At 58.7% G+C, this 14268-nt stretch carries 13 protein-coding genes; 9 read left to right on the forward strand and 4 right to left on the reverse strand.

The window, feature by feature from the left end:
* Nucleotides 1-326: 326 nt before the first annotated feature.
* The 4 genes from L991_RS10955 to L991_RS10970 all read left to right on the forward strand — a co-directional run bounded on the left by L991_RS10955 (nt 327) and on the right by L991_RS10970 (nt 3055).
* Nucleotides 327-929 carry a DUF3426 domain-containing protein gene (locus L991_RS10955; protein WP_047395272.1) on the forward strand — a complete coding sequence of 201 codons (603 nt, stop codon included), beginning with the start codon at nt 327-329 and terminating at the stop codon, nt 927-929.
* Nucleotides 930-996: 67 nt separating this feature from the next.
* The gene (gene tpx, locus L991_RS10960; RefSeq protein ID WP_051258830.1) at nt 997-1542 is read left to right on the forward strand and encodes a thiol peroxidase; all 546 of its coding nucleotides are present in this window, start codon (nt 997-999) and stop codon (nt 1540-1542) included.
* 121 nt (nt 1543-1663) lie between these two features.
* Nucleotides 1664-2164, forward strand: coding sequence for a thiol peroxidase (gene tpx, locus L991_RS10965; protein WP_047395277.1), 501 nt, complete (start codon nt 1664-1666; stop codon nt 2162-2164).
* A gap of 102 nt (nt 2165-2266) precedes the next feature.
* Nucleotides 2267-3055: a DUF3025 domain-containing protein gene (locus L991_RS10970; protein WP_047395280.1), complete on the forward strand. Its 789-nt coding sequence runs from the start codon at nt 2267-2269 to the stop codon at nt 3053-3055.
* 41 nt (nt 3056-3096) lie between these two features.
* On the opposite strand, the gene L991_RS10975 is transcribed toward L991_RS10970, so the two are convergent.
* Nucleotides 3097-6672: a DUF748 domain-containing protein gene (locus tag L991_RS10975; RefSeq protein WP_047395283.1), complete on the reverse strand. Its 3576-nt coding sequence runs from the start codon at nt 6670-6672 to the stop codon at nt 3097-3099.
* Nucleotides 6673-6857: 185 nt separating this feature from the next.
* Between L991_RS10975 and L991_RS10980 the strand changes: the two genes are divergently transcribed.
* From L991_RS10980 to L991_RS11000, 5 genes are all read left to right on the forward strand, one after another.
* Nucleotides 6858-8039 carry an STAS domain-containing protein gene (locus L991_RS10980; RefSeq protein WP_156129053.1) on the forward strand — a complete coding sequence of 394 codons (1182 nt, stop codon included), beginning with the start codon at nt 6858-6860 and terminating at the stop codon, nt 8037-8039.
* Nucleotides 8040-8152: 113 nt separating this feature from the next.
* Entirely contained in the window at nt 8153-8725 is a 573-nt protein-coding gene (gene hslV, locus L991_RS10985) for an ATP-dependent protease subunit HslV (RefSeq protein ID WP_047395289.1), read from the forward strand.
* Nucleotides 8726-8852: 127 nt separating this feature from the next.
* Complete coding sequence (locus L991_RS10990; protein WP_047395292.1) at nt 8853-9839, forward strand: biotin--[acetyl-CoA-carboxylase] ligase; 987 nt, start codon at nt 8853-8855, stop codon at nt 9837-9839.
* A complete protein-coding gene (locus L991_RS10995; RefSeq protein ID WP_052190823.1) occupies nt 9832-10575 on the forward strand; it encodes a type III pantothenate kinase in 744 nt (247 codons plus the stop codon). Before L991_RS10990 ends, L991_RS10995 begins: the two co-directional genes overlap by 8 nt.
* Entirely contained in the window at nt 10566-11318 is a 753-nt protein-coding gene (locus tag L991_RS11000) for an SPOR domain-containing protein (protein WP_047395295.1), read from the forward strand. The genes L991_RS10995 and L991_RS11000 overlap by 10 nt, the downstream gene beginning before the upstream one ends.
* A gap of 134 nt (nt 11319-11452) precedes the next feature.
* On the opposite strand, the gene L991_RS11005 is transcribed toward L991_RS11000, so the two are convergent.
* Genes L991_RS11005 through L991_RS11015 form a run of 3 tightly spaced genes read right to left on the reverse strand, consistent with a single transcriptional unit; the run spans nt 11453 to nt 14072 of the window.
* On the reverse strand, nt 11453-12184 hold the full coding sequence (locus L991_RS11005; protein WP_047395298.1) for a hypothetical protein: 732 nt from the start codon (nt 12182-12184) through the stop codon (nt 11453-11455).
* The gene (locus tag L991_RS11010; protein ID WP_047395301.1) at nt 12181-13488 is read right to left on the reverse strand and encodes a flagellar assembly protein T N-terminal domain-containing protein; all 1308 of its coding nucleotides are present in this window, start codon (nt 13486-13488) and stop codon (nt 12181-12183) included. Before L991_RS11010 ends, L991_RS11005 begins: the two co-directional genes overlap by 4 nt.
* A complete protein-coding gene (locus tag L991_RS11015; RefSeq protein WP_051258832.1) occupies nt 13485-14072 on the reverse strand; it encodes an LPP20 family lipoprotein in 588 nt (195 codons plus the stop codon). Before L991_RS11015 ends, L991_RS11010 begins: the two co-directional genes overlap by 4 nt.
* Between the last annotated feature and the right edge of the window lie 196 nt (nt 14073-14268).

Below are 14268 nucleotides of genomic sequence, written 5' to 3' on the forward strand. Positions count from 1 at the left end.
CAGCTCCAGCTCCAGCTCCAGCTCCAGCTCCAGCTCCAGCTCCAGCTCCAGCTCCAGCTCCAGCTCCAGCTCCAGCATCTCAGGGTATTGCCACCAAGACCAAACCGTCAAAGCCTTCTGAGGGCATACCCCGCGACCCACTCGATATTCCTACCGAACCACAGCCACGCGAAACCACGACGCCGCAGGCAAGCAAACCCAATCGCCCAGCACCAGCAGCAGAAGATCGGGATTTACAGCGGGCGCTGGCCAAGCTGATCAAGAAGACCCGTAAAGAGAAAAAACGGAAAAACCTCAAACTCACGCGCAATACCATTGCCGCCAGTTTGCACGACGATGGCACCGAGCTCGATGCAGGCCACGCACCGCAGACCGAGGCCGACACCGATGAGCTGGAATATCGACCCATTCTGGATGACAGCGACCCGCTCTTTATGCCCGAGCCGCCCTCGCGCTGGCGTTGGCTATGGCGGGTCGGCACTGTAGTGTTGTCACTCAGTCTGTTTGCCCAGCTGGCGTATCAATACCGACTGGAGCTCAGCCAGGAATTCCCAGCCCTGCGCCCGCGCTGGCTGCATTTGTGCAGCAAAGTGGGCTGCGAGATGCCGCTGCCGCGCAATGGGCAAATGCTGCGCTCCGAATGGTCGGAGCTGACTTATATTCCCGATCACCCCACGCTGATTCAGGTAAAAGCCACGCTGCGCAATCTGGCGCCGTATGAACAAGCCCTGCCTAAACTCGAGCTAAGCCTCACCGACGATAATGAACGGCTGGTGGCAAAAAAAGTCTTTACCCCGGCGCAATATCTGGCGCAAAACGACACTCCGGTTAACCAGCTCAATGCCAATGATGAATTGCATGCCTTTTTGCAGCTCGACCTTGGCAACCTGCGCTCCACCGGTTATTCACTGTACTGGTTTTACGACTAAGCCCCGCCCGCCTTGCATTTAAGCCCCGGCGAACCATACTGAAAGCAACTTTCAGGAGGAACCGGGCATGTCCACAGTCTTACTTAATGGCACGCCAATCAGTATTGGCGGCCGTTTTCCCCATGTTGGTGAAACCGCCCACAGCTTTATGCTGGTGGACACCAATCTACAAGATGTTGCACTTTCCAAATACTGGGGCCAGCGCAAGCTGATCGCCGTGGTCCCAAGCCTGGATGCGGCCATTGGCCTCACCATCGCACGCCAGCTGGAGCGCCTATCATATTCGCTCACCAATACAGTCTTGATGACGGTCTCGGTCGATACCCCCTACGCCCTAGCCCGCATCGGCGAGGCCGAAGGTTTTCGCAAACTCAATCTGATGTCGACGCTGCGCGGGCGAGATTTTCACAAAGACTATGGTGTGATGATCACCGATGTGCCGCTGTCTGGGCTGATGACCACGGCGCTATTTGTGCTCGACATTAATGATGTCGTTTTGCATGCCGAGCTGGTGCAAGAGCTGATGAACGAGCCCAACTACGATGCGGCGATGAATATCCTGAATCCGCCCACCAAAGAAGAGAGCGGCGCCGAAGCGCCGGCCGCCGGCTAAGCACAGCAGAAAAAAAGCGGCTACGGCCGCTTTTTTTTTATGGCTTCAGCCTTATCTACCCAGCAGTAGCAATTGCCTGCTGCTATCAAACCACAACGAACTACTACTGGAGCGCTCATCAATGTCTACCGTTACTCTGGGTGGCAACGCCGTCACTGTAAATGGCACTTTCCCAACCGTTGGCGCTGTTGCCGCTGATTTCACTTTGGTCGGCAAAGATCTGGCCGACGTGACCCTGGCTAGCTTTGCGGGTCAGCGCAAAGTGCTGAATATTTTCCCAAGCGTTGACACCCCTACCTGCGCGACTTCAGTACGTCGCTTTAACGAAGCCGCGGCCAAGCTGGAAAACACCGTTGTGCTGTGCATTTCAGCTGACCTGCCATTCGCTCAAAACCGTTTCTGCGGCGCCGAAGGCTTGGCTAATGTAGTGAATCTGTCAACCATGCGTGGTCGCGACTTCCTGACTGCCTACGGCGTAGATGTAGCCAGCGGCCCATTGGCTGGCGTTGCTGCGCGGGCCGTCGTGGTACTGGATGCCGACAATAAAGTGCTGCATAGCGAGCTCGTGAGCGAAATCAAAAACGAGCCAAACTACGACGCCGCACTGGCCACATTGGCTTAAGCGCCTCCGCGCCATCGCGCCCGCCGCGCGCTAGCTCGGCTTAGCAGGGCAAATCCCGTACAATAGCTAGGGGATTTGCCCTGTTTGTTTTTGGAAGTCTGCATGTCTAGCTGGCCACAAGCGCTGTTTGAGCAGCATCCGGCGTTTCGTCTTTTGCATCCTTTGCTGGGCCAGTTTCGCGCCATTCCCACCCATGCCGATTGGGATCAGCTACCGAGCCCCGCGCGCAGCCCTAGCGGTGCACCAATCCGCTTTGTTGACCCAGACAGCATCACGGCCTATTACGAACTCGCGATTTATCAGCACGGCACCGTGGCCACGCGGCTGAACTGGCACGACACCTTCAACGCGCTAATCTGGCATCGTTTCCCGCGCCTGAAAATCGCGCTGAATCAACTACACCAACGGCAAATCAGCCAAGCTAGCGCGCCGAATATTCGCGGCCCCGTGCGCGATGCGGCCACCTTGTTTGATGAATGCGGGTTTATCTTGCCCTACAGCCAGCCTGCGCTACTAGAACTCCTGCAGCAGCATCGCTGGGAAGCGCTGTTTCTCACCGAACGCGCAGCTTGGGGGCAAACGATTGCGGCCTATTCCTTTGGCCACGCCAATTTTGAAAATCTGTTGGCCCCCTTTGTGGGGCTCACCGGGAAATGCTGGCCGATCGCGGTGGCAGCCGAATTTTTTAGCTGGCCACTCGATTTGCAGCTGAATTGGCTCGATGGCGAACTCGCCGCCGCGGTGGATGCGGACCAGCTGCAAACCCCGCGCCAATTGCCACCGCTCCCCTACCTAGGCATACCCGGTTGGTATCCCCAGCAAGATACGGCCTTTTATCAGAACACCGCTTACTTCCGCCCCAAGCGCCAGACCATACCCAGCAAGGTATAAGCCTATAAACCACAGCATTCAATACTTAAACAGCAATACCCCTATTGCAATTTAAACTGCACCCGGCTCAGCCCGCCATCGCTGGCGCTGGGGTTTATATTCGGCCGCAATAGGAAAATCCGCTCACCAGGCAAACCGGCAGCTTTCAGCGCCTCATCCACCCGCTTGGCGCGCTGCTCGGCCAAGGTGCGTAAATCCTGCTCGGTGACGGGTTGATGTTGCAGCAACAGCGCTTCCATTTGCTCGGGCGGCAGCGATTTGGCCAGGCCCAGCACATTGCTCGGCTTATCAAATTTGGCCGCGCTATACAATTTGCCCAGCAGCTCGGCGCGCTCTTCGGCGCTGATCTGGATTTGCTCGCTCTCTAGCGACTGGGCCTTTTCGCCAAGCTGGCGGGCTTTCAAGGCCCGCAACTGCCGATTGAGCAAGCGCGTTTTCAGCCCCGCCTCATCAGCGCTACGCGCCGCCCAGCCACTGAGCTCCAGCTGCAAGGCCGGCCGATCGTTCAGCAGCTGGCTGGTTTGCTGGATGGCCTGCTGGGCTGCTTCACTCAACCGGCTAGAGCCCGATTCAAACACCACATACGATTGGCTCGGCCCGCCAGCGCCCATGCCACTGAGCGCATCAAAGGGCGCCGTCACGACTTTCTCGAGCAAATTGCCGATCACTTGCCAGATCACTGCGCTGAGTTTGAATTGCGGATCATCCAGCGAGCCTTCCACCGGCAAATTCAGCTTGATCTGCCCACGGCGATCTTTCAGCAAGGCCAGCGCCAGTTTCACCGGCAATTTGGTCACTTCCGGTCCATCGGTTTTTTCGTTCCCCAGCGTGAGCTGATCGAGGAAAATCTGATTGCTGGCCTTGAGCTGCCGGTTTTCCACCCGATAGCTCACCTCGCTGGAGAGCTTGCCTTTCACAATGCCGTAGCCGGCATATTTTTGCGCATAGCTACTGGCCGAGGTGAGCTCATAGCCCTGTACGCTGCCGCGCAAGTCAAAAAATGGCGCTTTCGCCAGCGGATTGAGCGTACCAGCAATCGAAACGGGCGCCACCTGATCGAGCGAGCCTTTCAGATTCAGTGTGGCGCGCCCCAGCTGCGCGCTATCAAGGCCCTGAATTTCGCCATTCAGGCTAGTGAGGTTGGCGGTGTAGTTGGGCTTGATCAGCAAATCACTAAAGCGCACATTGCCTTGCTGCAGGCGGATTTTACCCACCTTGATCGGGGGTAATTCTGCGTCGCTCGCGGGGCGACTGGCCACCACTGCGGCAGGCTGGCTGGCGACGGCCGATTCGCGCGTCACCGACACCTGCCCGGCATCGCTCACCAACACATCCTGCACATTCATCCGCCCATTGGGCGACAGAATCAGCCGCGAATACAGCTGATCAACCAACACATCGCGCACCTCCACTTTCACCGGCGCAAACTGGCTATTGATGCCGTTAAAGGCGAGGGTTTTCCATTTCAGGAAATCCTCGCCGGTGGCTTTGTCGAGTGCATAAAACTGCCGCAAAGCCAGATCGCCTTGAAAGCCACCGCCCCATTGCGGCTGGCTACTGAGTTTCAGCCGGCCTTTGGCATCCACAAAACCGCTGGCGAGCGAAATATTCAGCAGGCGGCTGAAATACGGCTGCGCATAGGCGGCATCAAGGCTGCGCGTGTCGAGCTGCAGATTGGCAGCGAACGGCTGCGGCGTGAGCGTACCCGTGAGCGCCAAGGTGGCCTTGCGCCCGGAGCGCGCTTGCAGACTCAACTGCGCGGCGTGCCCGGGTTGGGTATCCAAGCCCCGCAGGCGAATTTGCAATTGCTGCAGGCCCAGTGGCACGGCTTGCGCCAAGTGGCGATTTTCGAATTTGAGCTGATAGTCATCCAGCTGCGCATTCGCCAGCTGCACCCGCCATGGCGCCGCGGCGTGCGCGGCCGGTGTCGCCTGGGCGGCGGTGCGCGGTGCACCATGGCTGACCAGCGCCTGCTGTAAATCCAGCTCATTATCCGGCAACCATTGCAGGGCAATTTTCCCCGCGCCGCTGCGCAATTCTTGAATCTGCAGCTGTCGAGCTACGGTATCCAAGCTCAACCCCTGCACGGCCAGCTCGCCGATGGCCACGGCAGGCTGGCGGGTGTTGGGCAACGTCCAGCCCAGATCGCGCAGGGTGACATCGGTGTGCTGCAATTGCAGCTGGGGCGCAGCGTTGTCCGCGGCCGCCTGAAACTGCAGCTCGGTCTGTACATTCAACAGCCCGCGCAATTGGCCGCGCACAGCACTAGCGGCGTAACCGGCCCAATCGGCCAGTTGCCAGTCATGCGCGGCCAGCTTGCCCTGAATTTGCAAAGGCTGCGGCTTGAGCTGCAAGGCGGCGGTGAGATTGGACGCATTGGCCCCTTGAGCCTGCAGATTGATCAGCCAGGGCTGTTGCCCGCGCAGCGCCCAGTGTTGCCCGCTTAAGAGCTGTATCTGCACGCTTTGCGCCACCGCCGGACTTACCGCCGCATCTTGCCAATGCAACTGGCTATTGCGCAGGGTAAATTCGCCGATCTTCACATCCGGCAACGTTGTTTTCGCCGGCGCGTTTGTCGTAGCCACAGTCGAGTTTGCTGGCGTGGCGGGCGCCAGCTGCTGCCAATTGAGCTGGCCATTGGCGGCGCGCTGGGTATGCAATTCCAGCCCATCCAACCCAAGCTTTTGCAAATGCCATTGCCCCCGTAAAGGCTGCAGATCGCCCAGTTCAAGCTTGGCTTGCCGCAATCGCAGCGCCGGTGCGCCAGCGACGTTGAGTGCCACATCACGCAAAGCGAGCTGGCCTTTCAAGATGAGCTGGGTGTCTTTGGGCTGCTGCCGAAACACCAGCTGCAGGCGGCTATCAAATACGGCACTGGGGATCTGCAAGGCAGCCGGTAGAGGGGTATAAGCCAGATAGTCTTGTAATTTAAGACCTTGCAGATCAAACTCCAGGGAGGTATCTAGGCTATCTTTAAATGGTTTGCTCTGCCCCTGCAGCGCAAACCGCTGCCCATTCAGTCGCCCACGCAAGAGCGGCGCAATGTATTCATCCACCCGCTGCGGCAGATTGGAAATAAACGGGATGGCGAGTTCCAGCTGATCCAGCCGCTGCTGGGTATGGCGATAGCGATCATCCAGCGCGATTTCACCTTGCTGCACCTGAATATTATTCAGCGCAAAACGCAGCGGCTCGCTGGGCGCTGACGAAGGTTTGGCTTGCAATAAATCGGAAAAATTAAACTCGCGCTCGCCCAGCCGCACCAGCCGGATTTGCGGCGCCACCAAGGTCAGCTCACGCAACACCGGCCCGCCCCGCAGCAAGGACATCACCTCAGCATTGGCACGAATCTCTTTGGCCACAACAAAATCGCCATAACGATCGCGTATGCGTAAATCTCGCAGTGTCACGGTCCAGGTAAACGGGTTTAGCCCCAGCTCGCCCACCGTTACGCTGCGCTGCAAGGCGGCACTGGCTTGTTGCTCCAGATAGGGTTTGAGCACGGGCGGCAACGCGAGCATCCCGATCAGGCCCAAAACCACCCAGCCCAGCACCAGCCGACCCAATCGTCGCCCCCAACGATGGCTGGCCAAGCGTTTTATGACATTTGGCAACATGCAGTGCACCTGTAGTCTGGCTAATTATTTACAGCAATTGTATTCCAAGCCCGAATCAACGATAAAGGAAACTCGCCAGTCATCAGTGTAGTCAAACAAAGGTAAAAACCACGCCCACGAGGGCGGGCTTACGCAGTAAAATAAGTGATTGCTACTGAACGTTCCCTTGCTGCAGGATAATCACCGTGTTTTCTTTCTTCCGAAAAAAAGGTCCGGATGGTCAGGAAGTCATGACCCAGACCGGCCCCATGACGCAAACGGGCCCCGCCACCCAGGCGCGCGTCGACGCTGCGCCTGCAGAAAAAAACACCAGCGATAGCTACGATCTGTCGGCGCTGGCCATTGAGGTGTCCAGTAGCTCAGACACGCTCAGTAGTGCCGAAGAACAAGCCGCCATTCTGTTTGCCAACGGCCAGCTCAAAGCCGCCTACGGTGCCCTACAGGCCGACAAGGCCAATTTCATCGGCAAGAAACGGCATGACTCATGGCTAATGCTGTTTGAGCTGTTGCAGCAAGACAATCAGCACGATGCTTTTGATACGCTGGCGCTGGAATACGTGGTGGAATTTGAAAAAACCCCACCAGCCTGGCAAGTGCGCGCAACACCCGCCAAGGCCGCCAGCAGTGGCAGCGGCTATTTTGCTTTTGCCGCCAAACTCAGCCACACCAGCATTGATCAGCAAATCAACGAGCTGCTGCAATTACATAAAAAACACGATCAGATTCGGCTCGATTTTTCCAAAGTGGCAGAAATCGACACCCTTTCCGCCGCCGAATTACTCTCGGCGCTGCAACAAACGCACAAAAAACCCAATAGCCTGCAACTGATTGGCGCAAGCGCCGTGCTCGATTTATTGAAAGCCAAAATCGAAGTCGGCCGCCGGCATCCGGCGGAAGCCCCTTTCTGGCTGCTGCACATCGAAATGCTGCAAATCATGGGCTTGCAGGAAGAATTTGAAAATCTGGCCGTGGATTACGCCATCACCTACGAGGTATCCCCGCCGTCTTGGGATGCGCGCCAGGCCGCCAAATCGGCGCAGGACATCGCCCGCGATGAAGCCGCCGCCAAAGCCGAAATCGCTGCCGAGCAGCAGCAGAAAAACCAGCTCGCGGGCAATTTATGCGCCGAGCACCCCGAGCTCTTTGCCCGCCTACTTAAGCAAATCGAGCAAAGCCCCAAGCCGCAGATCGATTTTCGCCAGATCGACCGGATGGATTTCGACTGCGCCGGCCAATTACTCACCCACGCGGTGAACTGGCTGCAGCAAGGCAAAGCGGTGAAGTTTTACAATGTCAATCCACTGGTGCATGCCCTTTTGCGCATTATGAGCCTGCAAGACATGCTCACCATCGAAGCGCGCAAATAAGCTTTAACACGCCCCCCAGCAGCGCCGGCCAGCCCGGCGCTTGTTTTTTGCGCTGGCAGCGCCATCTACAGCCTATTGGGCCGCACTGGCCCGCAGCACGCAAGGAAGTCAGCATGGAACAATTTGACGGCACCACCATTGTCTCGGTGCGCCGAGGCGAACACGTGGCAGTGGGGGGCGATGGGCAAGTCACGCTGGGTAATATCGTCATCAAAGGCACCGCCCGCAAAGTACGCAAGCTGTATCGCGATCAGGTGATTGTAGGCTTTGCCGGCGGCACAGCCGATGCGTTTACCCTATTTGAGCGCTTTGAAGCCAAGCTGGAAAAACATCAGGGCCACCTGACCCGCGCCGCGGTAGAAATGGCCAAAGACTGGCGCACCGACCGCATGCTACGCCGGCTGGAAGCCATGCTGATCGTAGCCGACCCCACCGCCACCTTGGTCATCACCGGCAATGGCGATGTGCTGGAACCAGAAGGCGGCATCGCCGCCATCGGCTCAGGTGGCGCTTACGCTCAGGCCGCCGCCCGCGCCTTGCTGGAAAACACCGATCTACCGCCGGAAGCCTGCGTGAAAAAAGCCCTCGAAATCGCCGGTGATCTGTGCATTTACACCAACCAAAACCATGTGGTGGAAAGCATGGGCGCCCCAGCCACTGAGGCCACGCCAGTCGCCACTGAATAAGAGCTACGACGTGCCGCCGCCGGCAATCTGAATCCAAGCTCAAGCAGATTCAACCGAGCGGGCGGTACATCAACACTAGCCACCGCTCAGCACGGCACAGCGGCAGCAATTGCCGTAAAATGCCGGCATGACTGATCCAATCCGCCTGCTGCGCGAACTCGACGCGCAGCATTTCACCTCGGGCACCGCCATTGCCGAACGACTGGGTATCTCGCGCGCCAGTGTCTCCACCGCGCTGGCGCAAGCCGAAGACTACGGCATCGCCCTCACCCGCCGCACGGGTGCCGGCTACCAACTGGCCACACCGATCGAATGGCTCGATCTACATACCCTAAATGGGTATCTTCCTGCAGATACTGAATTATCAATCATCCTGGACGATACCCTTGACTCCACCAATCGGCAGCTACTTAAAAACCCGCAGCATGGCCATGTGTTGGCCTGCGAATGGCAAACCGGTGGCCGCGGCCGGCTCGGCCGGCGCTGGCTGGGCGCCTTGGGCGGCAGCCTGATGTTCTCGGTGGCTTGGCAATTTGCCGGCGGCCCCGCGCAACTGGCGGGTTTATCTCTCGCAGTGGGCGCCATGGTGGCCGAAACCCTGGCGGCCGCGAGCGTGCGCGACATCGGCCTGAAATGGCCGAATGATCTGCTGCTGCCCACGCCGACAGGGAGCGCTAAAGTAGGCGGCATCCTGATCGAAATGCAGGGCGATGCCTTGGGCCCGGCGCAAGTGGTGATTGGTATTGGGCTGAATCTGCAGTTTCCGGCGCACTGGCAAGCCGAGCTTGGCCAAAGCGCGGCCAGCTTGCAGGCCGCGGGTTTAGCGCTGGGGCGCAATGCTCTGCTCGCGGCCTTATTAAGCCGGCTGGAACGCGGCCTGCGCGACTTTGCCCACAGCGGCTTTGCGCCGCTGCTGCCGGTGTGGGAAAGCTATAGCGCCTGGCAAGGCGAGCAGGTGCAAGTGCTAGCACCCACTGGCGCCACCCAGAGCGGCGTACTGCTCGGCCTGGCTGCCGATGGCAGCTTACGCTTGGGCACGGCCGCGGGCGAACAGCTGATCCACACCGGTGACGTGAGCCTACGCCGGGCCAATAGTGAGGCCAGCCATGACTGATGTGCTCTTACTGGATTTGGGCAATACCCGACTGAAGTGGCGCTACAACGCGGGGCCGGTGCAGATCGCTGCCGACTGGCCGAGCCTGCAGACCCAATTCGCCACACTACCCCGCCCGCAGCGCATTTTGCTCTGCTCGGTAAAACAGCCCGAACTCAGCACCGAGATCGGGCACTGGTGCCAACGCCATTGGCAATTGGGTGCGGAGCTACTGCAAGTGAGCCGCACGGCTTTGGGCGTGCGCAATCACTATCAGCTTCTCAATCAACAAGGGCCGGATCGCTGGGCCGCGATTTTGGGCGCCCGCAGCCATTACCCGCAGAAAAATGTTCTGGTGGTATCCGCCGGTACGGCATTGGTGGTCGATACCCTGAGCGCCGCCGGCGACTATCTGGGCGGCACCATCGGCCCGGGGCTGGGGCTGATGAAACAGGCGCTACAGCAAGGCACTGCTCGCCTCCCCGTCAGCAGCGGTCAAAACCAAGGCTTTCCCACTCAAACCAGCGATGCCATCGAAACCGGCTGCCGCCGCGCCATCAAGGGTATGCTGCTAGAAGCCTTATCTGAAATGGCTCAGAACAACATACCCGCGCAGCAGATTGTGTGCTTTGGTGGCGATGCTGCACTGATCGCCAGTTTGCTTAACGCCCCGTGCCAGACAGTAGATAATCTGGTCCTCGATGGTTTGTACGCCCTTGCGCAAAGCAATGACGGAGTGTTTGTCCCATGCGTGTGATTTTTTTCCTGCTGCTACTGGCGAATCTAGCCGTCTATGGCTGGTTTCAACTTGATGGCGGCGGGCTGCAAGTGCAGCTGCAAAGCCGCGAGAAAAACGCCTCGGCCGTCAAAATTGTAACCGGCCAATTGGGGAGCACCGCCGAGCCAGCCAGCACCGAAGCGCCAGCTAGCGCCCCGGCAGAGGGCAGCACCGCCCCCGCGACGCCAGTCCCGAGCACGCAACCTACCCCGACGGCCACCACCGCCCCCAAACCGACCGCAGCCCCTACCGCCGTAGCCGAAAAACTAGCCTGCCTGCGCTGGACCGGCATTACCGGCGAGCAGATTGATAGCGCCCGCAGCAAACTGGGCAGCTTGGGCATCACTGCCACTGAAAAGAGCAGCGGCGAATCCACCAAAGTGTGGGTGTATATGCCACCACTGGAAAGTCAGGAAGTCGCCAAAGCCAAAGCCCAGCAGCTGGCCTCGTTGGGCGTCACGGATTACTTTGTGGTCAATAACGGCGGGCGCTGGCAAAACGCCATTTCGCTGGGGATTTTCAGCACCCGTGAAGCGGGGGAGCGACATCTGGCCGAACTGCAAGCCAAAGGGGTTCGCTCTGCCGTGGTTCGTGATCGCGATGACACCCTCAAGCAAGCCAGCTTTACGATGAAAGGGCTGAGCGAAGAACAGGTGGCCAAACTGAACAAACTCAGCGCGCAATTCAAAGGCTCGGTCTTGCGAGAAACCAGCTGTAAATAAATTTGGCGGCAAATGGGCGGCGCCAAATTTGCCCTTGCCGAACAGCGTCTTAGTCATTGGTCCGATTGGATACGCAGACCAAGCCAACAAAAAAGCCCGCAGTGCGGGCTTTTTTGTTTTTAAAGTTCAAGGCATTAAGGATAGCTGTATTGCTGCCAGCGCAATTCGGGATCGCGCACGATATAGATTTCCGGCGCAGGACTGGCGGCAGGCTTGATGACGGTTGTTTCACCCCAAGTTAGCCGTGGCTTGCCACTGCTGCCAGCACTACTGCTGCCGCTGCTTGCGCTCACCTCGTTCAAGCCTTTGGCCGGTGGCAGCACCTTACCCCCGGGCAGGCTGCTGGCAGGCATAACCCGCACCAGGCCAGGCGTCACTGCTTGCGATGACTCGGCGGCACCATGCCCACTACTTTTCTTGCTGCTGCCGCCATGGGCACTGCCAGCATGCGCGCTTGATTTACGCGCAGCGGGCGATTTGGAAGGCACATACACGCGCTGCACCGGCGTAGCACTACTGCTACCGTATTTGGGCGGTACATACTGCACCACCGGCGGCTCGGTAAACTGCGGCTTGGGCGCTTCGCCATGGGCCGCAGGCTTAGCTGGCTCGGCCTTGGTTTCCGTCTTAGCTTCGGCCTTTGTTTCGGCGGCGGCCGGCTTGGTGCTGGCTTTGGGCGCTTCACTGCCGTGCGAGCCGCTCACCTGCAACTGGCCTTTCAGATTATCCACCTTGGTAGGCGGGGCATTTTTAATGGCATGGCTTTCGGTTTTGGCCGGCGGCTTTTCCGCTGGTGTGCCATGGCCGGCTTCGGATGCCAGCACTAAGGCTGGCCAGCATAAACACAGGCTGAGCAGGGCTTTCATTTTTGACCTCCGCGTCCTACAAATCGCACATAGTCGCCCGCCTGCACCCCGCTGCCTTGCAAAATCCCGACAGAAAACAGCGGTTGCACCTGGGTGACATTCAGACTACCCACAATCTCTTCTGGCAAACCCAGCGACATGCTGGGCTCAAAACTAGCCGCGGCCAGCGGCAAACCACCGGGCGCCACACGATACACCTGCAAGCTATCGCCCACCCCTACTTTCGAGGTGGTGCCGGCATCGAAATACACGCGGTTTTTTTCTACCCGCGTGATCCGGGCTGAAAATGGAATACACGCAATGTCTTGCGTGATACGCCGGGCGGCTTCCTGCATTTTCTGTTCAATCAGCTGGCCGTAGGCGGTTTCTTTAAATCCTTCGGTGGCCATGCTGGTGGCGCGATCTTGCATGACCTGGCCACTGGCTTTTCCCGCCAGCCGATGCCGATTAACCAGCGCACCGGATACCCCATCAAACACAAATAATTCAAACTCAAACCGCCGCTCGGCCGGCGTAGCTTTAAGGCCCAGCTGGGTAAAATTCACCAGCGGGATATTCAGCTCCAGCTTGCGCTCACCCTCACGCAAATCATTGCCGTAGCTTGCCGCGTAGCGCTCACCACTGGTCGAGGTATCGCGCACGATACCGCCCACCACAAACTGCACCGCGTAGCGCCGAGCGAGTTCACGCACCCGCTCAGGCTGCAATAGGGGGTCGGCAAACTGTGGCTGTAAATCAAATGCCGCTTCGGACAATGCCTTTTGCGGCAAAAAACCACCGCTATCAAACAATTTGCGCATCAAATCCAGCTGGATGCCTTCCGGCAGCCGATCCAGATCGCGAGTTTGCGCCGGATGTTGCACCCACATATGCGCGAGCAAAAGCTTGCGCTTGTAATCGCCGCCGCCACACTGCACCGTCGCTGTCGCCGTTACCGCTGGCGCCGCTGCGGCCGTAGCCGCTGCCGGCGTGACGGTCGCGTTTTTAGCTTCCGCCGGCGCTGGTGGCTGCACATCGATGATGACGTGCAGAAAACCACTCTGGGTCGTCCACTCGCGCACCACCGTGTAATCCTGCGCCGGCGTGCCGCGGATTTGCGTATTGTCGCTAGTGCGTTGCTGGCCCTGCTGGCTATAGCTTTTGACTGTTGCGCCATTAAACAAAGCCGCATTTTCAAGGGCATCGGCAATCGCCTGCCGGCGGGCGACTTCTAAACCCTCGCTACCCAGCGGTGCAATGCCTTCATGTTGAGCCGCCCACAGCGGCGCTGCCAGCACGCAGCCGGCGATCAGCGTTCGAATCACAGTGACAGATAGAAATTCTGGCTAGGTAAGATGGCTGATTCTACCGGCATTGCCACCGGCTGTGGCACCGCCTTCATGGGCGCTGCCGCTGGGGTAGCTTCGCTGCCACCACTTTGGTGGCTAGCGGTTTGCGCTGCGCGATAAAATTCACCGCCCAGCGTGATTTCTAATGTGGTTTCAAAAGCGCCATCCGGCAGCGGCGTTACTGTGACCACACGAGCGCCACGCAGATACGATTCGACATAAGCACGGAAGCCATCATTATTCAGCGCCATCGCCGATACCGTACTGTTACCGGTGATTTTCACCCCGGATACGGTCTCGGCCAGCGTGCGATAAGCGTCGAGCTTCGAAGCACGCATCGCCAGCAAGCGGCGCTGTGAAGGCGATAAACCATCCATGGTTGGCATCGCGCCATAGCCCACTGCCGTGATTTTGCTTGGCAAGACCACCGGCGGATTGCTCACGCCCTCATCATGGCTTACCGTGGTTTTCCCACTGCTGGCACAAGCGGCCAGACCCAAGCTCAGCAGCGCCACCACCACGGTGCGCCAGCTGGCGGAAAACGTACGCATACGGGTCATCTTGTTCTCCTGACAATGTCATTAAGGCGATGCCTGACGATAGTTCCACTGTAGTCATCCGCTGGCGAAGCGCCAGTGCTTTACCGGCAGCAAACCGCTGACGCGGCGGATGGCCAAGTGGCCAGTTATCGCTTTATCGGCAGCCGCGGTTTTTTCTGCAGCCCAAACGCAACACGGCGGCATAAAAATGCCGCCG

Source organism: Chitinibacter sp. ZOR0017 (assembly GCF_000799095.1).
GTDB classification, from domain to species: Bacteria; Pseudomonadota; Gammaproteobacteria; order Burkholderiales; family Chitinibacteraceae; genus Chitinibacter; species Chitinibacter tainanensis.

What these genes read in the sequence shown, in the direction of transcription:
- tpx (WP_051258830.1), top strand. Translation starts at nt 997, where the DNA reads ATGTCCACAGTCTTACTTAATGGCACGCCAATCAGTATTGGCGGCCGT.
- tpx (WP_047395277.1), top strand. Translation starts at nt 1,664, where the DNA reads ATGTCTACCGTTACTCTGGGTGGCAACGCCGTCACTGTAAATGGCACT.
- L991_RS10970 (WP_047395280.1), top strand. Translation starts at nt 2,267, where the DNA reads ATGTCTAGCTGGCCACAAGCGCTGTTTGAGCAGCATCCGGCGTTTCGT.
- L991_RS10975 (WP_047395283.1), bottom strand. Translation starts at nt 6,672, where the DNA reads ATGTTGCCAAATGTCATAAAACGCTTGGCCAGCCATCGTTGGGGGCGA.
- hslV (WP_047395289.1), top strand. Translation starts at nt 8,153, where the DNA reads ATGGAACAATTTGACGGCACCACCATTGTCTCGGTGCGCCGAGGCGAA.
- L991_RS10990 (WP_047395292.1), top strand. Translation starts at nt 8,853, where the DNA reads ATGACTGATCCAATCCGCCTGCTGCGCGAACTCGACGCGCAGCATTTC.
- L991_RS10995 (WP_052190823.1), top strand. Translation starts at nt 9,832, where the DNA reads ATGACTGATGTGCTCTTACTGGATTTGGGCAATACCCGACTGAAGTGG.
- L991_RS11000 (WP_047395295.1), top strand. Translation starts at nt 10,566, where the DNA reads ATGCGTGTGATTTTTTTCCTGCTGCTACTGGCGAATCTAGCCGTCTAT.
- L991_RS11005 (WP_047395298.1), bottom strand. Translation starts at nt 12,184, where the DNA reads ATGAAAGCCCTGCTCAGCCTGTGTTTATGCTGGCCAGCCTTAGTGCTG.
- L991_RS11015 (WP_051258832.1), bottom strand. Translation starts at nt 14,072, where the DNA reads ATGACCCGTATGCGTACGTTTTCCGCCAGCTGGCGCACCGTGGTGGTG.